Below are 20169 nucleotides of genomic sequence, written 5' to 3'. Positions count from 1 at the left end.
CCCCCCCCCCCCCCCCCCCCCCCCCCCCCCCCCCCCCCCCCCCCCCCCCCCCCCCCCCCCCCCCCCCCCCCCCCCCCCCCCCCCCCCCCCCCCCGGTCCGCGTCGTCATGGCCGCGCGCCTCCCGGCGGGAGGGGCTTTCAGGGGTGCTCTCAGACCCCGCTCTCGGTGCGGACCCGAGCGTACGCCGGGCCGCTGGTCCTCGACGGCCGCCCTTGGTTTTGAGTGACGTTCGATGAGGTGAGCTTGGTAGCCGGTCAACGCTTCTGTTTCGCCACCACTGCCTTTAGAGTGATGCTCTAACTTATGGAAGGCAAGGAGGTGCCGCGGCGTGAGACTGACTCCCACGGAACGTGACCGGCTGCTGCTCTTCGGGGCCGCCGAGCTGGCCCGGGCCCGCCGTGCGCGCGGCCTGAGGCTGAACGTGCCGGAGGCGACCGCGCTGATCGCGGACACCGTCTGCGAGGCCGCCCGGGACGGCAAGCGGCTCACCGAGGCCATCGAGGCGGCCCGGTCGGTGCTCGGCCCCGAGGACGTGCTGCCGGGCGTGGCCGACATCGTCACCGAGGTGATGGTCGAGGCCGTCTTCGACGACGGCTCCCGGCTCGCGGTGGTCTCCGACCCCATCGGCGGCGGCCTGGGCGAGGACGCCCCCGGCGCGCTGCTCCCCGGCCCCGGGCACGCCGACCCCGAGCCGGTCGTCCGGCTCCGCGTCACCAACACCGCGACCGTGCCGGTCTCCGTCACCTCCCACTTCCACTTCTTCGAGGCCAATCCGCGCCTCGACTTCGACCGCTCGGCCGCCTACGGCATGCGGCTCGCGGTACCCGCCGGATCCTCCGTCCGCTTCGGGCCGGGCGAGAGCCAGGAGGTCGGGCTCGTGCCCGTGGGCGGCGAGCGGATCGCGATCGGCTTCGCCGGACTGGTCGACGGGCCGCTGGACGCGCCCGGCGCGCAGGAGGAGGCGCTGCGCCGGGCAGCGGCCTGCGGATATCTCGGAGTCGCACACACGGGTGCGCCGGACGGAGGCGAGGAACGATGAGCCGCTCGAAGGGACGCGAGGTCAGCCGGGCGATCCACGTCGACCCGCACGCCTACGCGGCCACCCACGGCCCCCGCGCCGGCGACCGCGTCCGCCTCGGCGACTCGGGGCTCACCGTCCGCGTCGAGTCCGACGCCCAGCGCTACGGCGACGAGTTCCTGGCCGGCTTCGGCAAGACGGCCCGCGACGGACTGCACCTCAAGGCCGCCGCCGTCCGTGAGACCTGTGACGTCGTGATCAGCAACGTCGTCGTGATCGACGCGGTCCAGGGGATCAGGAAGGTCTCCATCGGTATCCGGGAAGGCCGTATCCACGCCATCGGGCGGGCCGGCAACCCGGACACCCTCGACGGGGTGGACGTCGTCGTCGGCACCGGCACCTCCATCGTGTCCGGCGAGGGGCTGATCGCCACCGCCGGGGCCGTCGACACCCATGTCCACCTGCTGTCGCCGCGGATCATGGAGGCCTCGCTCGCCTCCGGCGTGACGACGATCATCGGGCAGGAGTTCGGCCCGGTGTGGGGAGTCGGCGTCAACTCCCCGTGGGCGCTGCGCCACGCCTTCAACGCCTTCGACGCCTGGCCGGTCAACATCGGCTTCCTCGGCCGGGGTTCGTCCTCCTCGGACGCGCCCCTGATCGAGGCGCTCGCCGAGGGCGGTGCCTCCGGCTTCAAGGTGCACGAGGACATGGGCGCCCACACCCGGGCGCTGGACACCGCCCTGCGCGTCGCCGAGGAACACGACGTCCAGGTGGCCCTGCACAGCGACGGGCTGAACGAATGCCTGTCGGTCGAGGACACCCTGCGCGTCCTCGAGGGCCGCACGATCCACGCCTTCCACATCGAGGGCTGCGGCGGCGGACACGTGCCCAACGTGCTGAAGATGGCCGGCGTCCCGAACGTGATCGGATCCTCCACCAACCCGACCCTGCCCTTCGGCCGGGACGCGGTCGCCGAGCACTACGGCATGATCGTCTCCGTCCACGACCTCAAGCCGGATCTGCCCGGTGACGCGGCCATGGCCCGCGACCGCATCCGTGCCGGCACGATGGGCGCCGAGGACGTGCTGCACGACCTGGGCGCGATCGGCATCACCTCCTCCGACGCCCAGGGCATGGGCCGCGCCGGTGAGACGGTCCGCCGTACCTTCGCCATGGCCGGCAAGATGAAGGCCGAGCTGGGCCCCATGGAGGGCGACGGCGAGGCCGACGACAACGCCCGTGTGCTGCGCTACATGGCCAAGCTGACCATCAACCCGGCCATCGCCCACGGCCTCGCCCACGAGGTCGGCTCGATCGAGGCCGGCAAGCTCGCCGACATCGTGCTGTGGCGCCCGGAGTACTTCGGCGCCAAGCCGCAGCTCGTCCTCAAGGCCGGCTTCCCGGCGTACGGCGTGGTCGGCGACCCCAACGCCGCCACCGACACCTGCGAACCCCTCGTGCTCGGGCCGCAGTTCGGCTCGTACGGCGCGACGGCCGCGGACCTCTCGGTCGCCTTCGTCGCCCAGGCCGCCGTCGACCAGGGCAACGACACGATGCCGACCCGGCGCCGGCGCGTCGCCGTACGCGGCACCCGCGGCATCGGCCCCGCCGACCTGCGGCTCAACGCCCGGATCGGAGCGGTCGACGTCGACGGGCGCAGCGGCCTGGTCACCCTCGACGGCGACCCGCTGCGCTCCGCGCCCGCCGACTCCGTCTCCCTCAACCGCCTCTACTTCCTCTGATCCCCCGGACGCAAGGACCCCGACAGATGACCACTCCCGCCGCCGACGGCTTCCGCATGCCCGCCGAGTGGACCCCGCACGAGCGCACCTGGATGGCGTGGCCGGGTCCCAACCCCACCTTCGACGACCCGGACGACCTCGCCGCCTCCCGGATCGCCTGGGCCTCGGTCGCCCGCGCCGTCCGCCGCTTCGAGCCGGTGACGGTCGTGTGCGGCTCCGGCCAGTCGGCCCAGGCGCAGGCGCTGCTCGGCCCGGGCATCGACACCGTCGAGCGGGACCTGGACGACGCCTGGATGCGGGACATCGGCCCCACCTTCCTCGTCGACGGCAAGGGCGGACTGGCCGCCGTGGACTGGACGTTCAACGGCTGGGGTGCGCAGGACTGGGCCCGCTGGGAGCACGACGCCAAGATCGCCGCGTACGTCTCGGACCTCGCGGGCGCGAAGACGTACGCCTCGAAGCTGGTCAACGAGGGCGGCGCCATCCACGTCGACGGCGAGGGCACCGTCCTGCTCACCGAGACCGTGCAGCTCGGTCCCGAGCGCAACCCGCACTGGTCCAAGGAGGAGGTCGAGGCCGAGATCCACGCCCACCTCGGCACCAGCAAGGCGATCTGGCTGCCGCGCGGCCTGACCGGCGACTACCCTCCTCACGGCTTCGGCACCCTCGGTCACGTCGACATCGTCGCCGCCTTCGCCCGCCCCGGTGTCGTGGTCGCGCACCACCAGCCGGACCCGGCCCACCCCGACCACGAGATCACCAAGGAGGTCGTCGGCCTGCTGAAGTCGGCGACCGACGCGCGCGGTCGCGCCCTGGAGGTCGTCGAGGTGCCGGCCCCGACCGTCCTGGAGGCGGACGGCCACTGGGCCGACTACTCGTACATCAACCACTACCTCTGCAACGGCGGCGTCGTGCTGTGCGGCTTCGACGATCCCCGCGACGAGATCGCCGCCGGGATCTTCCGCCGTCTCTTCCCCGAGCGGACGGTGACCCTGGTGGATGCACGTACGATCTTCGCGGGTGGCGGCGGCATCCACTGCATCACCCAGCAGCAGCCGAAGGCATGAGCACGGAGGAGTCGGGATGGCCGGTGCGGCACGGACGCGGAAGAACGCGCCGCCCCGCGAGAAGGTCCTCGCCGCCGCCATGGACATGATCGCCGAGCGCGGTCTGGAGAAGCTCACCATGGCGGCGCTGGGCCGCGAGGTCGGGATGAGCAGCGGCCATCTGCTGTACTACTTCCGCTCCAAGGACGAGCTGCTGCTGCGGACCCTGGAGTGGAGCGAGGGCCGGCTCGGCGCCGAGCGCGGCCGGCTGCTCACCCGGGCCGCACCGGCCCGCGACCGGCTGGCCGCCTACGTCGACCTGTACGTCCCCGACGGCCACCGCGATCCGCACTGGACGCTCTGGCTGGAGGTCTGGAACCGCTCGCAGAACGCCGACGACGACGCGCGAGCCCGGCAGGCGGCCATCGAGGGCGCCTGGCACCGCGACCTCGTCGCCCTGATCGCCGAGGGCATCTCGCGCGGCGAGTTCCGGCGGGTGGACGCGGACCGCTTCGCGGCGAGGTTGCGTGCGCTGCTGGACGGGTTCTCCATCCATGTCGCCATCGGGTTGCGCGGTACCGACCGTGAACACGTGCTGGCTCATGTGGGGGAGTTCGTCGCAGAGGTGCTGCTGGTGCGTTAGCCGCGGCGCCGTCGTGGCCGGGCGCGCGGTTCCCCCGCGCCCCTTCTCGGCGCCAAGGAATCGTTCACTCCGCCGCCGGGCAGGTAACGGCGCATGGGACGACAACACTGGAAGAAGATCTGGGTCGGCTCGGCGGGCAACATGGTCGAGTGGTTCGACTGGTTCGTGTACGCGAGCTTCGCCACCTACTTCGCCGGCGCGTTCTTCCCGAGCGGCAACCCCACCGCCCAGCTGATGAACACCGCGGGCATCTTCGCCGTCGGGTTCTTCATGCGGCCCGTCGGCGGCTGGCTGCTGGGCAGGGTCGGCGACCGCAAGGGCCGCAAGGCGGCGCTCACCCTGACCGTCACGCTCATGTCGGCCTCGGCCGTCCTCATCGCCGTCGCCCCGACCTACGCGGTGGCCGGCTACGGCGGCGCGCTCGTCCTGCTCGTCGCCCGCCTGCTGCAGGGCCTGTCGGTGGGCGGCGAGTACGCGGCCAGCGCCACCTACCTCACCGAGGCCTCCGACCCGCGCGGCCGCGGCTTCGCCTCCAGCTTCCAGTACGTCTCCATGACCGCCGGCCAGATCGTCGGCCTCGGCCTGCAGATCATCCTCCAGCGCACCATGTCCGACGACGCCCTGCACAGCTACGGCTGGCGCATCCCCTTCGTCGTCGGCGCGCTCGGCGCGGCCGTGATCTTCTACCTGCGCCGGAACATGCTGGAGACCGAGGTCTACGAGGAGGACACCTCGCACAGCGAGGAGCGCGGCACCCTGCGCGCCCTGTGGCAGCACAGGCGGGAGGCGTTCCTGGTCATCGCCCTCACCATGGGCGGCACGGTCGCCTACTACACCTATACGACCTACCTGACGAAGTACCTCTCCAACTCGGCGGGCCTGCCCAAGGAGACCGCGACCCTCGTCTCCTTCACCGCGCTGATCGTCTTCGCCTGTCTCCAGCCGCTCGCCGGCCGCCTGTCCGACCGCATCGGCCGCCGCCCGCTGCTGATCACCTTCGCGGTCGGCTCCACCCTCCTCACGGTGCCGGTCATGACGCTCCTCAAGCACGCGAACGGCTATTGGCCCGCCCTGGGGCTCGCCCTCCTCGCGCTGGTCGTGGTCACCGGCTACACCTCCATCAACGCCTGCGTGAAGGCCGAACTCTTCCCGACCGGCGTGCGCGCGCTCGGCGTGGCCCTGCCCTACGCCATCGCCAACGCCCTCTTCGGCGGCACCGCCGAATACGTGGCGCTGTGGTTCAAGAAGGCCGGCGCCGAGTCCGGCTTCTACTGGTACGTGGCCGGATGCGCCGCCGTGTCCCTTGTGGTCTACGTCACCATGCGGGAGACGAAGGATCTGGATCTGGCGAGGGTGAAGGCCGGCGAAGGCTCCGGGGAGTCCAGCTTGACGACCGCATCCTGAGACGGTCGGTGAGTCGGGGGCGGTGCTGTGCCAGACTGCCCCCGTGCTCTCGTTCGCCATGATTATGGGCAGCAGGCGCGCCGGTCCGCAGTGACCACCTCGTACGACCAGGTGCGGGTGGCCACCGTCGTCCTCGACCCGCGCGCAGACCTCTCGCACCCGCGAGGGGTTTTTTCGTTTTCCGGCCCACCTGCAGCCGGCAGCGGAGCGCGAGGGAGTATTGGGGGGACGGTGGAGCCGGTCATTCCGGTAAGACCGAAGATTCACAACAGGAGCCTTGAGACCATGACCGAGACGGCAACCAGCGAGCTCGACGACTCGTTCCACGTCTTCGACACCACGCTGCGCGACGGCGCGCAGCGCGAGGGCATCAACCTCACCGTCGCGGACAAGCTCGCCATCGCACGGCACCTGGACGACTTCGGCGTCGGCTTCATCGAGGGCGGCTGGCCCGGCGCCAACCCCCGGGACACCGAGTTCTTCGCCCGCGCGCAAGCCGAGATCGACTTCAAGCACGCCCAGCTGGTCGCCTTCGGCGCCACCCGCCGCGCCGGCGCCAAGGCGGCGGACGACCCCCAGGTCAAGGCCCTGCTCGACTCCGGCGCCCCGGTGGTCACCCTGGTCGCCAAGTCGCACGACCGGCATGTGGAACTGGCGCTGCGCACCACACTCGAGGAGAACCTCGAGATGGTCCGCGACACGGTGTCGTACCTGAAGGACCAGGGCCGCCGCGTGTTCGTCGACTGCGAGCACTTCTTCGACGGCTACCGCGCCGACCCCGAGTACGCCAAGGCGGTCGTCCGCACGGCCGCGGAGGCGGGCGCGGAGGTCGTCGTCCTCTGCGACACCAACGGCGGCATGCTCCCCGCCCAGATCCACGCGGTCGTCTCCACCGTCCTCGCCGACACCGGCGCCCGGCTCGGCATCCACGCCCAGGACGACACCGGCTGCGCGGTCGCCAACACCCTGGCCGCCGTCGACGGCGGCGCCACCCACGTGCAGTGCACGGCCAACGGCTACGGCGAGCGGGTCGGCAACGCCAACCTCTTCCCGGTCGTCGCGGCCCTGGAGCTGAAGTACGGCAAGAAGGTGCTGCCCGAGGGCCGCCTGCGCGAGACGACCCGCATCTCCCACGCCATCGCCGAGGTCGTCAACCTCACCCCCTCCACCCACCAGCCCTACGTCGGCGTCTCCGCCTTCGCCCACAAGGCCGGCCTGCACGCCTCCGCGATCAAGATCGACCCGGACCTGTACCAGCACATCGACCCCGAGCTGGTCGGCAACACCATGCGCATGCTGGTCTCCGACATGGCGGGCCGCGCCTCGGTCGAGCTGAAGGGCAAGGAACTCGGCATCGACCTGGGCGGCGACCGCGAGCTGGTCGGCCGGGTGGTCGAGCGTGTGAAGGAGCGCGAACTCAAGGGCTACACCTACGAGGCCGCCGACGCCTCCTTCGAGCTGCTGCTGCGCGCCGAGGTCGAGGGCAGGCCGCTGAAGTACTTCGACGTCGAGTCCTGGCGGGCCATCGTCGAGGACCGCCCCGACGGCACCCACGCCAACGAGGCCACGGTCAAGCTGTGGGCCAAGAGCGAGCGCATCGTCGCCACGGCGGAGGGCAACGGCCCGGTCAACGCCCTCGACCGGGCTCTGCGCGTCGCACTGGAGAAGATCTACCCGCAGCTCGCCAAGCTGGACCTGGTCGACTACAAGGTCCGCATCCTGGAGGGCAAGCACGGCACCCAGTCCACCACCCGGGTGCTGATCTCCACCTCGGACGGCTCGGGCGAGTGGTCCACGGTCGGCGTGGCGGAGAACGTCATCGCCGCCTCCTGGCAGGCGCTGGAGGACGCGTACACCTATGGGCTGCTGCGGGCGGGCGTGGAGCCGGCGGAGTAGCCACAGTGGAGGGGTGACCACAGACGACAGTGACCTTCTGACCCGGGCCCGCGTCGCGACCCGGCTGCCCGCCGGGGACCTGGACCGGGCCCGGCGCTTCTACGCCGAGAAGCTCGGCCTGGAACCCGTGGACGAACGCCCCGGCGGGCTGCTGTACCGGTGCGGCGGGGTCGACTTCGCGGTGTTCCGCTCCACGGGGGTCTCGCCCGGCACCTTCACCCAGATGGCGTTCGAGGTCGACGACCTGGAGTCGGTCGTGACGGAGCTGAGGCGGCGCGGTGTGGTGTTCGAGGACGTGGACGCGCCCGGGTTGCGCACCCGGGACGGCATCGCCGAGATCGAGGGCAACTACCCGAGCAAGGGTGCGCGGGGCGAACGCGCCGCCTGGTTCCGGGACAGCGAGGGCAACCTGATGGGCATCGGCCAGCCGACCCGCTAGGGCCTGTCTGACCATTCCCGTCTGCCGCGCGAATAGTCAGGCAGACCCTGGTCAGGGCGCCCGCCAGATGTTGTCGAAGGCGACGTTCTCGATGCGCCGCCGCTCCCGCACGGCCTCCAGCTCGGTCACCGCGTCACCGACCGCCAGCAGCACGGTGACGACCCCCTCGTCGTCGGGTTCCTCCACGGCCGGCCGGTCGCCCTGGATGCCCAGGGTGCCGGCGAGGCCGGCCAGGACGGGCTCGTGGGACCACCAGCGGTCGGCCGCGTGCCGCCGGGCGGGGGTGTCGGCCGGGCTGTCACCCCCGCCGCGCAGGGACAGCCAGTGCCGGCGCTTCCCGGTGAGCCGGCCCTCGGCGTCCAGGACGTCGCGGTAGGCCGTGGCCAGTCCCTGCCCCCGTCGCCACAGCCAGTCCTCGACCGTCTCGTACGGCTCCTGCCGGACGAGTGCGGCCCCGGCCTCGTCCAGCAGCCGGTCACCCGTGGTCAGTGTCGGCCCCGGCACGATGCGCTCGCCGTCCAGGGTGAGGGCCCGGGCGCCGAGCAGGTCGATCAGCTCGGCCCCCGCGAGCGCCAGCGACAGGTCGCCCTGCTCGACGGGACGCTCACCCGGGACGTCCAGGCTGACGAGGAACAGATCCTGCGGTGTGGTCATACGGGACTCCAGGGCGGACGGGCTCGCGGACACGCCAGGGGACCGGCCGGTCCGGCGGGGCCGCCGGTTTCCTTCATCGTCCCCCAGCCACCGGGCGGCCGCCGCTCAGCAGGAGTCCTCGGCGAGCCTCTCGAAGGCGCCACGGCTCATCGTACGGCCGTCCGCCCATACCTGGCCCGGCTCCAGCCGTCCGATCCGCTCGGCGGTGAACTCCACGACCCCGTTGTAGGAGTCGCCGCTGACGTAGTGCCCGAAGCCGAGGACGTAGGTGTGCCGGGGCACCAGCTCCTGCTTCCCCCGGTGCCGGGCCCGCCAGCCCTCGGGCGGGGTGAAGAGCGGGAAGTCGGCATCCCCGTGCAACCCCTCCTTCCGCACGTCCCACCCGGTGGTCACCGGTCCGTCCCCGGCACCGCGCTGGCGTCCGTCGAGGTGCGGCCCCTGGTAACCGTCGTCACCGCACGGACGGAACACCGCGTACGGCGTCCCGTCCGTGCCGACCCGCACCCCCGCGAGCGGCAGATCCACGGCGGCGCAGCCGCTGAGCAGCAGCATCCCGCCGACGACCCCGGCCGCCACGGCCCCCGTACGTCTCATGTCCGCCCTACCGCAGTGCCCACTTCTGGTTGGCGGCCCCCGTGCACGACCAGATCTGTGCCCGGGTGCCGTTCGCCGAGGAGTTGCCCGTGACGTCGAGGCACTTGTTGGCCGCCGTGTTCACGACATCACCGGAGCCGGCGTTGTACGACCACCGCTGGGCACCGGTTGCGTTGCAGTCGTACAACTGCACCTTGGCCCCGTCCGCCGTCGAACCCGAGGTCACGTCCAGGCACTTGCCGAGCGCCCGGATCGTCCCGTCGGCCTGGACGGTCCACTGCTGGGCGGTGGTGCCGTTGCAGTCGTACAGCTGCACCGCCGTGCCGTTGGCGCTCGAACCGCCCGCCACGTCCAGGCACTTGCCGGCCAGGCCGACGAAGGCACCGGTCCGGCTGCCGCCGCCGGACTGGGTGCCGGACCAGGTGAAGGTGGCCGACGTCTTGCCGGGCAGTGAGTAAGTCGCGTGCTGGGAGCCCCAGTCGATGGTCACGGTCCGGGCGGACGCGGAGTCGTTGTAGGCGATCAGCGCCTTGCTGCCGTCCGGGTTGCGCCACGCCACGTTCGGCACCGCGGTGGACGCCGTGGAGGCGATCCGCTGGGCGCCGGGCCGGACGAACTTCGTCAGGTGGCCCATGGTGTAGTACTCGATCGTGTAGTCGACCGTCCCGCTCGCGCCGTCCCCGTCGTGCACGGTGATCAGCCCGGTGCAGGTGCCGCAACCCCCGTTGTGCGGGCCCATGTTCTGGTCCACGGCGAGCGACCACTTGGTGACCGACTTCGCCCAGTTGCGGGTGTAGTCGATGATGTTCGACATGTCCTCGCGCTGCTGGTTGGCGATCCAGGTGCCGCCGGAGTGCTCGGTGCCGAAGGCGTCCAGCGCCGGGTACTGGTTGTGCACGCTCGTCTGCTTGGTGACGTCACCGCCGTAGCCGTGCCAGGCGATCCCGCCGAAGTTCGGGTGGTTGCGGACGGTCGCGTCGTCCACCGTCTGGGCGGCGTAGGAGTCGTAGACGTCCCAGTTCCAGTCGTGCGCCAGCACCTTCGTCGCAAGACCCGCGGCCTGGAGCTTGGGCAGCAGCTCGTTCTTGGTGAAGTACGCCAGTCCGCTCGCGTTCCAGCTCATCGACGGGTAGCCGGAACAGCAGGTCGGCTCGTTCTGCGCGGTGACGTACGAGACGTCGATGCCCTGGTCCTTGTAGGCCTGGAGGTACTTCACGAAGTAGGAGGCGTACGCCCCGTAGTCCTCCGCCTTCAGCCAGCCGCCGTTGAGCGAGCCGCTGTCCTTCATCCAGGCCGGTGCCGTCCACGGCGAGGCCATCACCGTCAGGGAGGGGTTGAGCTGGAGCGCCTGCCGCGTCAGCGGGACGACGTCCGCGAGGTCGTGCGCGAGGGAGAACTTCGACAGGCTCGGGTCCGTCTGGCCGGCCGGCACGTCGTCGTAGGTGTAGCCGTACCGGGCCAGGTCCGAGGCGCCCATCGGATTGCGCAGGAACGACAGCCCGATGCCGTCCGTCGGCGAGAACAGCTTGCGCATGGTCGCGTCCCGCGTGGTCTGGGACAGCGCCCCGCTGCTGTTCATCAGCCAGGCCGCGGTGTCCGTGAAGGACGCGCCGCCTCCGGTGAAGGTCTGGTAGCGGGTGTTCTCGTCCACGGTGATGTTCTCGCCGCTGCCGCCCGTGCCGGACTGGAAGGCGAACGGCGTCTGGGCCTGGAGCCCGCGGACGACATGCCGTCCGGCGGAGTCGTCGGTGGTGGTGAGCCAGGCCGTGACCTGTTCACCGGCCGCGTGCGCCGAGGGGGCGGCGAGGGTGGTGAGCCCGGCGGTGGTGAGCAGGCCGGCGAGGAGCAGCCGGGCCGTGCGCAGGGATCGTCTCATGGTGCGTTGCCCTTCTGGGGAGAGCCAACGTGCCTGGTGTGGGGGGAGGTTGTGCCCTGACCCGGGTGACATGCCGTCTTGACGGGTCTGTGAGCCCCCAGTTAACTCATGGCGTGAGCTAAGTCCTGAGTGAACCATGAGTGCCGAGGGAAGGTCCATGCGAAGAACCGCCCTGCTCGCCTCCGCCACACTCCTAGCCGGTCTGCTCCCCTGGGCGACCGCGCGAGCCGCGGACGCCCCCGCGCCCGTCCCCGTCGACCGTTTCGGGGGCGAGGTGCCCTTCGCCTCCCAGCCCGCCGAGGGCATCTTCACCTGGGGGAGCGACGCCGACGACCCGCCCGCCCTCCGGCTGGCGGAACGCACCGACGCCCCCGAGGGCGGCACGGTCCTCACCGGCACCTACGACATCAGCGGCTACGGCGGTTTCACCCACGACTTCGCCGCCACCGGACCCGCCCACGACTGGTCGGCCCACCAGGGCATCCGCTTGTGGTGGGACGGCCGGAACAACGGCCGGAAGATCGCCTTCGAGATCAAGGACGGCGGCGCCCACGGCGAGGCCTCCGAACTGTGGACGACCTCCTTCACCGACGACTTCACCGGCTGGAAGCAGATCGAGATCCCCTTCACCGACTTCGCCTACCGCACCGACTACCAGCCCGTCGGCGGCATCGACCACGTCCTCGGGCTCAAGGAGATGTGGGGCTACGCCATCACCCTGCCGCCCGGCACCAAGGGCGACTTCGCCCTGGACGACGTGGAGTTGTACGGCAGGGCCGACCAGTCGCTGAGCGCGTCCGTCACCACCGACGCGGCCGTCCACCCGGTGAAGGAGGGCGGCACGGCCAAGGTGCGGGTCACCCTGGCCACCACCGGTTCCGCGCCGGTCGACGAGCCGGTGACCGTCCACTACGAGACGGGCGGCGGCAGCGCCGGGCCCGGCACGGACTACACCCCCGTCTCCGGCACCCTCACCTTCCCGGCGGGCACCGCCTCCGGCACCGCGCGGACCATCGAGGTGCCCACCCGCAAGGACAGGACGGCCGAACCCGCCGAGACCGTCCCCCTCAAGCTCACGGTCACCGGTGCCAAGGCCCCCGCCGAAACGCCGCAGGTCGTCATCGACGCCCACGGACTGCCGTACCTCGACGCCGGGCTGCCCGTGAAGAAGCGGGTCGCGGACCTCCTCGGCCGGATGTCCCTGGCGGAGAAGGCCGGCCAGATGACCCAGGCCGAGCGCGGCGCGATCACCGCCCCCGGTGACATCGCGACCTATGCCCTCGGCTCCCTGCTGTCGGGCGGCGGCTCCACGCCCACCCCCAACACGCCCGAGGCCTGGGCGAAGATGATCGACGCCTTCCAGCTCCGCGCCCAGGCGACCCGCTTCCAGATCCCGCTGATCTACGGAGTCGACGCGGTCCACGGCCACAACAACCTCTCCGGCGCCACGATCATGCCGCACAACATCGGCATCGGCGCCACCAGGGACCCGCAACTCGCCGAGCGGACCGGCTCGGTGACGGCGGCCGAGGTCCGCGCCACCGGCATCCCCTGGGACTTCGCCCCCTGCCTGTGCGTGAGCCGCGACGAACGCTGGGGCCGCTCCTACGAGTCCTTCGGCGAGGACCCCGCCCTCGTGGAGTCCCTGGAGACCGTCATCCAGGGCCTGCAGGGCCGCGCGGACGGACGGGACCTGAGCCGTGACGACAAGGTGCTCGCCACGGCCAAGCACTTCGTGGCCGACGGCGGCACCGCGTACGGCTCCTCGACCACCGGCACCTACACGATCGACCAGGGCGTCACCGAGGTCACCCGCCGGCAGTTGGAGGCCGTCCACCTGGCCCCGTACCGCACGGCCGTCGACCGGGGCATCGGCACGGTCATGCCGTCGTACTCCTCCCTCGACGTCGTCGGCGACGGCAAGGGCGCGGTGAAGATGCACGCCCGCGGCGACATGATCAACGGCGTGCTCAAGGACCGCCTGGGCTTCGACGGCTTCGTCATCAGCGACTGGAACGCCATCGACCAGCTCCCCGGCGACTACGCCGCGCACGTGCGCACGTCGGTCGATGCCGGCCTGGACATGATGATGGTGCCGTACACGTACAAGGAGTTCACCGGCACGCTCGTCGACGAGGTGAAGGCGGCCCGGATCAGCGAGGACCGCATCGACGACGCCGTCTCCCGGATCCTCACCCAGAAGTTCCGGCTGGGTCTCTTCGAGCACCCCTACGCCGACACCACCGGCGCCGCCGCGATCGGTTCCCGGGCCCACCGGGAGGTCGCCCGCCAGGCGGCCGCCGAGTCGCAGGTGCTGCTGAAGAACCGGGGCGCGGTGCTGCCCCTGAAGAAGAGCGAGAAGGTCTACGTCGCCGGTTCCAACGCCGACGACATCGGCAACCAGACCGGTGGCTGGACCCTCACCTGGCAGGGCTCGTCCGGGAACATCACCCGTGGCACCACCGTCCTCCAGGGCATGCGCGAGGCGGGCGGCGACGTCACGTACTCCAAGGACGCCTCGGCTCCGACCGACGGCTACGACGCCGGCGTGGTGGTGGTCGGCGAGACCCCGTACGCCGAGGGCGTCGGAGACGTGGGCAACGGCCACGACCTCCAGCTCTCCGCTGCCGACAAGGCGGCCGTGGACAAGGTGTGCGCGGCCATGAAGTGCGCGGTGCTCGTCGTCTCCGGCCGCCCGCAGCTCATCGGCGACCGGCTGGACGAGATCGACGCCCTGGTGGCCTCCTGGCTGCCCGGCACCGAGGGCGAGGGAGTCGCCGACGTCCTCTACGGCAGGCGTCCCTTCACCGGACAGCTCCCCGTCACCTGGCCCAGGTCCGAGGCGCAGTTGCCGATCAACGTCGGCGACGCGTCGTACGACCCGCAGTTCCCCTACGGCTGGGGCCTGACCACCCGCACCACCGTCCCGCGGGGCGGCGCGGCCACGCTGCGGGAGCTGGGTGCGCGGGCGGCGGCGGCCGACCGGACCGGCGCCGACCGGATCGGACGCGAGCTGGTGACCCGGGCCCGCCTGCTCGTCCAGCAGAAGGTGGGCGAACGGATCACGCAGGCGGTGGCGAAGCCCTTCGCCGACGCCGACCACCTGCTGCTGACCGGCCGGTACGCCAAGGCGGTGGAGAAGCTGGCGGAAGCGTACCGGGCGGCCTAGGGCCTGTCTGACCATTCCCGTCTGCCGCGCGGCGCCATGCACGCACTCTCGCCGCACCGCCCCCAGACCCGAGTACGTCCAGTGCGAGGGCCTGGGGCCGGCACGGCGAGAGCACGCACCTGACGCCGCGCGGCCGCCCTTCGGGCAACGAGCGAATGGTCAGACAGGCCCTGGCCACCCGGCCGATCCGCTTGCATGACCAGTTCTGGGAGGCTTCGGGTAGGTTCGAAGTATGAAGGCCGTTCTGCGGAACCGGAGCCTCCCGGCGCTGCTGCTGGCCGCCCTCGCCCTGGTGATGGCGACCACGTTCGCACCCCGCGCGAGCGCCCAGACCAGTATCTCCACGATCGCCGACGCGCTCCGCAAGAGCCCTGTCTACGTCGACCCGGCGGCGTCCGCCCAGCTGCCGAAGCAGGACGCCGACGCGCTCGCGAAGCGGATCAAGGACGCGGACAAACCCCTGTTCATCACCGTCCTGCCCGCCGACTACCCGACGGCGAACCTTTTCTCCGACCTGCGTGCCGCGACCGGCGTCACCGGCCTGTACGGCGTCCGTCTCGGCGACCGCTTCGACGCCCGTGCCGACTCCTCGGTGATGTCGGCGACGGCACGGGGGAACCTGGTGGGCAGCGTCCAGGGCGAGGACGCCAAGACCCAGCTGACCGACTTCACCGACCGCGCCCTGGCCAATATGGGCGGCCACGCCCCGAAGAGCTGGGGCGCCTCGGACGGCGGCGGTGGTGGCGCCTCGAGTACGGCGCTGATCGTGGCGGGCGCGGTGCTCGTGGCCGCCGGCTCGGGCGCCTACGTGCTGGTGCGCCGCAACCGGCGGCAGCGCGAGGAGGACCAGCGGGCCGCCCTGGACCGCCTGCGGGTGGTGGTGGACGAGGACATCACCGCCTTCGGCGAGGAACTGGACCGGCTGGACTTCCACCCCTCCGAGCCGGGTGCCGACGACGCGATGCGCGCCGACTACGAGCGTGCCCTGGACGCCTACGAGACGGCGAAACAACGCATGGCCGAGGCGCGAAAACCGGAGGACGTCCGCCCGGTCACCGAGACCCTGGAGGACGGCCGCTTCTCGCTGGCCCAGCTGGCCGCCCGCCGCGAGGGCCGTCCGCTGCCGGAACGCCGGCCGCCCTGCTTCTTCGACCCCCGCCACGGCCCCTCCACCACCGACGCCACCTGGACCCCGCCCGGCGGCGCCCCGCGCCAGGTCCCGGTCTGCGCGGCCGACGCCACCCGGCTGGCCGACGGCCGCGACCCGGTGGTCCGCGAGGTCGACACGGACTACGGCCGCCGCCCCTACTGGGACGCCGGCCCGGCCTACGGTCCCTGGGCCGGCGGCTACTTCGGCGGCGGCCTCCTCCCCGGCCTGCTCGTCGGCACCCTGCTCGGCGGCATGATGGCCACGCCGTCGTACGGGGCCGATTACGGCACCGGGTACGGCGACTTCGGCGGGGGCGACTACGGGGGCGGCGACGTGTCCGGCACGGACTTCGACGCCGGGGACTTCGGGGGCGGGTTCGGCGACGGCGGCGGGTTCGACGGCGGCGGGGGAGGCGGAGGCGACTTCGGGGGCGGGTTCTGAGGGCCTCGGGACGCGCTCACGCGGGCGGGCCCGCTCTCCCGCCACGGGGAGGGCGGGCGCGCCCGCGGTGGGCCGGCCACGGCCGGAGGTTCACGCGTTCTTGATCGCGGAGACGTCGAAGTGCAGCTTGATCTTGTCCGAGACGAGGACGCCACCGGTCTCCAGCGCCGCGTTCCAGGTCAGGCCCCACTCGGAGCGCAGGATCTCCGCCTTGCCCTCGAAGCCGACGCGCTCGTTGCCGAACGGGTCCTTCGCGGCGCCGTTGAACTCCAGGTCGATGGTGAGCGGCTTGGTGACACCGAGGAGGGAGAGGTCGCCGGTGATGCGGTAGTCGTCGCCGCCCAGGGCCTCGGCCTTGGTGGAGCGGAAGGTCATCATCGGGAACTCGTCGATCTTGAAGAAGTCGGACGACTTCAGGTGCCCGTCACGGTCGGCGTTGCCCGTTTCGATGCTCTCCATCTTGATGTCCAGCGTGGCTGTGGACCTGGTGGGGTCCGCGCCGTCCAGGTGCAGCGTGCCGGTGAAGTCGTGGAAGCCGCCCTTGACGTTGGTGACCATGGCGTGCCGGGCCACGAAACCGATCGTCGTGTGGGCCGGGTCGATCGTGTAGTCGCCGGTCAGCGCGGTGAGGTCGGGACCCGCTGCGGCCGGCGCGGAAGTGGTAGCGGCTGCGCTGTCCTTGCGGCCGAAGATACCCATGTCGCGCTCCTTGTTGAACGTTAAACGAACTCGGTGTCCCCGACAGTAGACCTATTTCGTTCGAGTTTCAACATCATCCGGGCTGTGGTTCCCGAGTCACGCACAGTAACTCCGTACGCCCTCTGGCGGACGCGCGTAGAACTGGGGCACCATCTGCCTGCACCACCTGCACAGCCGACCCACAGGAAGCAACGGCCCACCGCAGGAAGGTCCCCATGAAGGCCCACAAGGTCATGAAGCTCCGCTCCGTCCTGACCGCGCTCGCCCTCGTCGTCGCCCCGGGCGTCGCCGTCGTCGGCACCGCCACCGACGCCTTCGCCGTCACCAAGATCAGCCACGCGACCGCCACCCAGATGTTCCGTGACGTCGGCATCACCTGGTCGTCCTCCGGCAACTGCTCCGACCGGAACAACCCCACCTGCACCTCCTTCGAGCAGCTCAACCTCGCCACGGCCCAGGGCGCCCAGACCCTGAAGCGGGCCAGCGGCTGCGCCCTCAACATCACCGGCGGCACCGAGACCGGCCACGCCTCCGGCACCTACTCCCACTGGAACGGCTACAAGCTCGACTACGGCAAGAACACCTGCGTGACGTCGTACATCAAGAACAACTTCACCTACATCGGCCTGCGCGGCGACGGCGCCCCGCAGTACCGCTCCGGCTCCGGGAACATCTACGCCGACGAGGGCAACCACTGGGACGTCCTCTACTACAACTGCGGCGGCTGCTGAGCCGGCGGGAGAGGGCGGTGACCGGCCCCATGGGCATGACCCGACGCGCGCTGCTGCTGGCCGCCGCCCTCGTCCCCACCCTGGCGCCCCGCGCCGGTGCGGCCGACGACCCCTATGACGTCCTGCGCCGCCGCTGGCTCGGCATCGCCCTGGGGGCGGGGTTCGACCCGGGCGCCGAGCCGTACGCCTCCCGTCTCGTCCGACTCGGCTCGCAGGCCCGCGAGTTCAGCGGCGGCATGATTCCCGCCGCCGCCTCCCTCTGGCCCGGCCACCCCTTCGACCCGCCGTCGGGCATCACCTTCAGCTACGGCCGGCTGTGGACCATGACCCAGGCCTACCTCCAGCCCGGCACCGGTTCCACCGGCGACCCCGCACTCCTCGCGGACGTCCTGCGCGGCCTCGACCATCTCTCCGCCACCGTGTACAACCCGGCCACCACCCGCTACGGCAACTGGTGGGAATGGCAGATCGGCAGCCCCCGCCTGCTCATGGACATCACGGCCGCCCTGTACGAGCGGCTCGGCGACGCCCGGATCGCGGCCGCCTGCGCGGCCGTCGACCACTTCGTCCCGGACACGATGCTCACCGACTACACCGGCACCTCCACCGGCGCCAACCGCGTCGACCTGTGCCGCAGCGTCGCCCTGCGCGGCATCCTCGGACGCGACCCCGGCAGGATCTCCCTCGCGCGGGACGCTCTCTCGCCGGTCTTCCCGTACGTCACCGAGGGGGACGGGCTGTACGCCGACGGCTCGTTCGTCCAGCACCTCTGGGTCGCCTACTCGGGAACGTACGGCCAGGTCCTGCTCGACGGCCTCGGGCGCCTGTTCGCCCTGCTCGCCGGGTCGCCCTGGGAGGTCACCGACCCCGCCCGGCAGAACATCCTGGACGGCGTCGAGCACGCCTACGCACCCCTGATCCACGACGGACTGGTGATGGACTGCGTCAACGGCCGCGCCATCAGCCGTGGTCACCTGCGCGGCGACGACCCGGAGGTGATGCGCGGCGACCACTACCACGGGCAGGCACTCATCGCCGCCCTCGCCCTTCTCGCGGGCGGCGCGAGCGAGCGGGAGCGGGAGCGGTGGTACGGCCGGATCAAGGGGTGGATCGAACGGGACACGGTGGAACCGGTTCTGACCGCCCGTCAGTTCGGGGTGGCCGACCTCGCCCGGCTGCACGCCGTGGCCCGGTCGACCGCCCCCGCGGCCCCGGAACCCCTCGGCCACCGTCTCTTCCCGGCGATGGACCGTGCCGTCCACCGCGGGCGCCGCTTCACCGCCGCCCTCTCCATGGCCAGCGACCGCATCGCCCACTACGAGTGCGGCAACGGCGAGAACCCGCGCGGCTGGCACACCGGGTCCGGAATGCTCTCCTGGTGGCCCGAGGGCCGCGGCGACCAGTACACGGACTGGTACTGGCCGACCGTCGACTGGTACCGGCTGCCCGGCACCACGGTGTCGACCAAGCGGCTCGCCGACCGGGCCGGAGGCGAGTGGGGCGAGCCCAAGCCGGACGTCCGCTGGGTCGGCGGGACCACGGACGGCAGGTACGCGGCCGTGGGCCAGCACCTCAAGGGCCTCGGCTCCACCCTGGAAGCCCACAAGTCCTGGTTCTTCCTCGACGACGCCGTGGTCTGCCTCGGTGCCGGGATCCACTGCGCCGACGGCGTCCCCGTCGAGACGGTCGTGGACAACCGCAACCTCGGCGAGGGCGGCACGCAGACCTTCGTACGCGCCCGGCGGTGGGCCCACCTGGAGGGGCACGGCGGCTGGGTGCTGCCGTGCGGGGGTGAGCTGCACGCCCTCCGCGAGGACCGCACCGGCGCCTGGGCCGACATCAACACCGCCGGCACCGACGAGCGCCGGACCCGGCGCTGGCAGACCCTGTGGCTCGACCACGGCACCGACCCGGCGGACGCCGGTTACGTCTACGTCCTGCTGCCCGGCGCCTCCCGCGCCGGGACCGCCGCCCGGGCCGCCGACCAGCACTGGCTGTCCCTCCTGGCCAACGACGGCGCCTGCCAGGCCGTCGCCGTGCCCCGCCTGGGCCTGACGGCGGCGAACTTCTGGCGGGCCGGTACCGTGGGGGACCTGACCGTCTCGGCGGGCGCGAGCGTGCTCCTCGTCCGCCGGGGCCGGACGGCCACCCTCCGGGTGAGCGAGCCGCCCCGTACGGGTGAGCCGCTGGAGATCGTCTGGAACCGTCCCGTGCGCGCGGTGAACCGGGCCGACGACAGCGTGGAGATCCTCTCGGCGGACCGCCGTCTGAGGGTCCGTGTCACTCCGGGGATGGCATGTTCCACCCACGAATGTGAGGTGGCTCTCAGGTGACGGCTTTGTGGCACACCTACAACGCGGGTGCCTCCTGAGCAGTCGGAACGCCTGCACACCGCTGTGGTTCTGTTCACTGGCACCAGGAAAACGGGCCGGAGACTGTACGGAGTCGACGGCTCGCTTTCCTTGGTCTCCTTCGTAAGGTCACTACATGACCGTTTTGGAAGAGACGACGGGTGAGCCGACCGGCGAGCCGACGGACGCGCGCGGACGGGTCGCCGAGCTGCACGAGATTCGTGCGCAGGCAGTGGCAGGCCCCAGCGAGAAGGCGACCGAGGCGCAGCACGCCAAGGGCAAGCTGACGGCGCGGGAGCGGATCGAGCTGCTCCT

15 protein-coding genes are annotated in these 20169 nt (G+C 71.6%); 11 read left to right on the top strand and 4 right to left on the bottom strand.

Annotated elements, in window-relative coordinates:
- Positions 1-329: 329 nt before the first annotated feature.
- From ureA to ACGFRF_RS41365, 7 genes are all read left to right on the top strand, one after another.
- Positions 330-1040, top strand: a complete 711-nt coding sequence (ureA, locus tag ACGFRF_RS41395) for an urease subunit gamma (protein ID WP_393749270.1) — start codon at positions 330-332, stop codon at positions 1038-1040.
- Complete coding sequence (locus tag ACGFRF_RS41390) at positions 1037-2761, top strand: urease subunit alpha (RefSeq protein ID WP_393749268.1); 1725 nt, start codon at positions 1037-1039, stop codon at positions 2759-2761. The genes ureA and ACGFRF_RS41390 overlap by 4 nt, the downstream gene beginning before the upstream one ends.
- 26 nt (positions 2762-2787) lie before the next feature.
- The gene (locus ACGFRF_RS41385; protein WP_393749266.1) at positions 2788-3828 is read left to right on the top strand and encodes an agmatine/peptidylarginine deiminase; all 1041 of its coding nucleotides are present in this window, start codon (positions 2788-2790) and stop codon (positions 3826-3828) included.
- A 16-nt stretch (positions 3829-3844) separates the two neighbouring features.
- Positions 3845-4450: a TetR/AcrR family transcriptional regulator gene (locus ACGFRF_RS41380; RefSeq protein ID WP_393749264.1), complete on the top strand. Its 606-nt coding sequence runs from the start codon at positions 3845-3847 to the stop codon at positions 4448-4450.
- A 93-nt stretch (positions 4451-4543) separates the two neighbouring features.
- The gene (locus ACGFRF_RS41375) at positions 4544-5854 is read left to right on the top strand and encodes an MFS transporter (RefSeq protein ID WP_393749262.1); all 1311 of its coding nucleotides are present in this window, start codon (positions 4544-4546) and stop codon (positions 5852-5854) included.
- A 285-nt stretch (positions 5855-6139) separates the two neighbouring features.
- A complete protein-coding gene (gene cimA, locus ACGFRF_RS41370; RefSeq protein ID WP_393749260.1) occupies positions 6140-7750 on the top strand; it encodes a citramalate synthase in 1611 nt (536 codons plus the stop codon).
- 13 nt (positions 7751-7763) lie between these two features.
- Positions 7764-8189: a VOC family protein gene (locus tag ACGFRF_RS41365; protein ID WP_393749258.1), complete on the top strand. Its 426-nt coding sequence runs from the start codon at positions 7764-7766 to the stop codon at positions 8187-8189.
- Positions 8190-8240: 51 nt separating this feature from the next.
- On the opposite strand, the gene ACGFRF_RS41360 is transcribed toward ACGFRF_RS41365, so the two are convergent.
- The 3 genes from ACGFRF_RS41360 to ACGFRF_RS41350 all read right to left on the bottom strand — a co-directional run bounded on the left by ACGFRF_RS41360 (position 8241) and on the right by ACGFRF_RS41350 (position 11313).
- Positions 8241-8843, bottom strand: coding sequence for a GPP34 family phosphoprotein (locus tag ACGFRF_RS41360; RefSeq protein ID WP_393749256.1), 603 nt, complete (start codon positions 8841-8843; stop codon positions 8241-8243).
- Between the two features lie 105 nt (positions 8844-8948).
- A complete protein-coding gene (locus tag ACGFRF_RS41355; RefSeq protein WP_393749254.1) occupies positions 8949-9437 on the bottom strand; it encodes a hypothetical protein in 489 nt (162 codons plus the stop codon).
- Between the two features lie 7 nt (positions 9438-9444).
- Positions 9445-11313 (bottom strand): ricin-type beta-trefoil lectin domain protein, encoded by a 1869-nt coding sequence (locus ACGFRF_RS41350; RefSeq protein ID WP_393749252.1) that lies wholly within the window; start codon positions 11311-11313, stop codon positions 9445-9447.
- Positions 11314-11470: 157 nt separating this feature from the next.
- Between ACGFRF_RS41350 and ACGFRF_RS41345 the strand changes: the two genes are divergently transcribed.
- Together ACGFRF_RS41345 and ACGFRF_RS41340 are read left to right on the top strand one after the other, a co-directional pair.
- A complete protein-coding gene (locus tag ACGFRF_RS41345; protein WP_393749250.1) occupies positions 11471-14482 on the top strand; it encodes a glycoside hydrolase family 3 N-terminal domain-containing protein in 3012 nt (1003 codons plus the stop codon).
- Positions 14483-14714: 232 nt separating this feature from the next.
- Positions 14715-16073 carry a hypothetical protein gene (locus ACGFRF_RS41340; protein ID WP_393749248.1) on the top strand — a complete coding sequence of 453 codons (1359 nt, stop codon included), beginning with the start codon at positions 14715-14717 and terminating at the stop codon, positions 16071-16073.
- Between the two features lie 90 nt (positions 16074-16163).
- On the opposite strand, the gene ACGFRF_RS41335 is transcribed toward ACGFRF_RS41340, so the two are convergent.
- Positions 16164-16772, bottom strand: coding sequence for a YceI family protein (locus tag ACGFRF_RS41335; protein ID WP_393749246.1), 609 nt, complete (start codon positions 16770-16772; stop codon positions 16164-16166).
- 215 nt (positions 16773-16987) lie between these two features.
- Here ACGFRF_RS41335 and ACGFRF_RS41330 point away from each other — a divergent pair, with 215 nt between their 5' ends.
- Positions 16988-17503 (top strand): hypothetical protein, encoded by a 516-nt coding sequence (locus tag ACGFRF_RS41330; RefSeq protein ID WP_393749244.1) that lies wholly within the window; start codon positions 16988-16990, stop codon positions 17501-17503.
- 29 nt (positions 17504-17532) lie between these two features.
- Positions 17533-19836: a polysaccharide lyase 8 family protein gene (locus tag ACGFRF_RS41325; RefSeq protein WP_393749272.1), complete on the top strand. Its 2304-nt coding sequence runs from the start codon at positions 17533-17535 to the stop codon at positions 19834-19836.
- The last annotated feature ends 333 nt before the right edge of the window (positions 19837-20169 follow it).

The sequence above is a fragment of the Streptomyces sp. NPDC048521 genome (genome assembly GCF_043199855.1).
Taxonomy (GTDB): domain Bacteria; phylum Actinomycetota; class Actinomycetes; order Streptomycetales; family Streptomycetaceae; genus Streptomyces.
The sequence above is the reverse complement of the archived record's forward strand: the minus strand, read 5'-3'. Positions and strand labels throughout refer to the sequence as shown.

Bases quoted from the DNA above. Each gene is read 5' to 3' on its own strand.
- ACGFRF_RS41355 (WP_393749254.1), bottom strand. From the start codon at position 9,437: ATGAGACGTACGGGGGCCGTGGCGGCCGGGGTCGTCGGCGGGATGCTG.
- ACGFRF_RS41350 (WP_393749252.1), bottom strand. From the start codon at position 11,313: ATGAGACGATCCCTGCGCACGGCCCGGCTGCTCCTCGCCGGCCTGCTC.
- ACGFRF_RS41375 (WP_393749262.1), top strand. From the start codon at position 4,544: ATGGGACGACAACACTGGAAGAAGATCTGGGTCGGCTCGGCGGGCAAC.
- ACGFRF_RS41360 (WP_393749256.1), bottom strand. From the start codon at position 8,843: ATGACCACACCGCAGGATCTGTTCCTCGTCAGCCTGGACGTCCCGGGT.
- ACGFRF_RS41325 (WP_393749272.1), top strand. From the start codon at position 17,533: ATGGGCATGACCCGACGCGCGCTGCTGCTGGCCGCCGCCCTCGTCCCC.
- cimA (WP_393749260.1), top strand. From the start codon at position 6,140: ATGACCGAGACGGCAACCAGCGAGCTCGACGACTCGTTCCACGTCTTC.
- ACGFRF_RS41385 (WP_393749266.1), top strand. From the start codon at position 2,788: ATGACCACTCCCGCCGCCGACGGCTTCCGCATGCCCGCCGAGTGGACC.
- ACGFRF_RS41380 (WP_393749264.1), top strand. From the start codon at position 3,845: ATGGCCGGTGCGGCACGGACGCGGAAGAACGCGCCGCCCCGCGAGAAG.
- ACGFRF_RS41340 (WP_393749248.1), top strand. From the start codon at position 14,715: ATGAAGGCCGTTCTGCGGAACCGGAGCCTCCCGGCGCTGCTGCTGGCC.
- ACGFRF_RS41345 (WP_393749250.1), top strand. From the start codon at position 11,471: ATGCGAAGAACCGCCCTGCTCGCCTCCGCCACACTCCTAGCCGGTCTG.
- ACGFRF_RS41390 (WP_393749268.1), top strand. From the start codon at position 1,037: ATGAGCCGCTCGAAGGGACGCGAGGTCAGCCGGGCGATCCACGTCGAC.
- ACGFRF_RS41335 (WP_393749246.1), bottom strand. From the start codon at position 16,772: ATGGGTATCTTCGGCCGCAAGGACAGCGCAGCCGCTACCACTTCCGCG.
- ACGFRF_RS41330 (WP_393749244.1), top strand. From the start codon at position 16,988: ATGAAGGCCCACAAGGTCATGAAGCTCCGCTCCGTCCTGACCGCGCTC.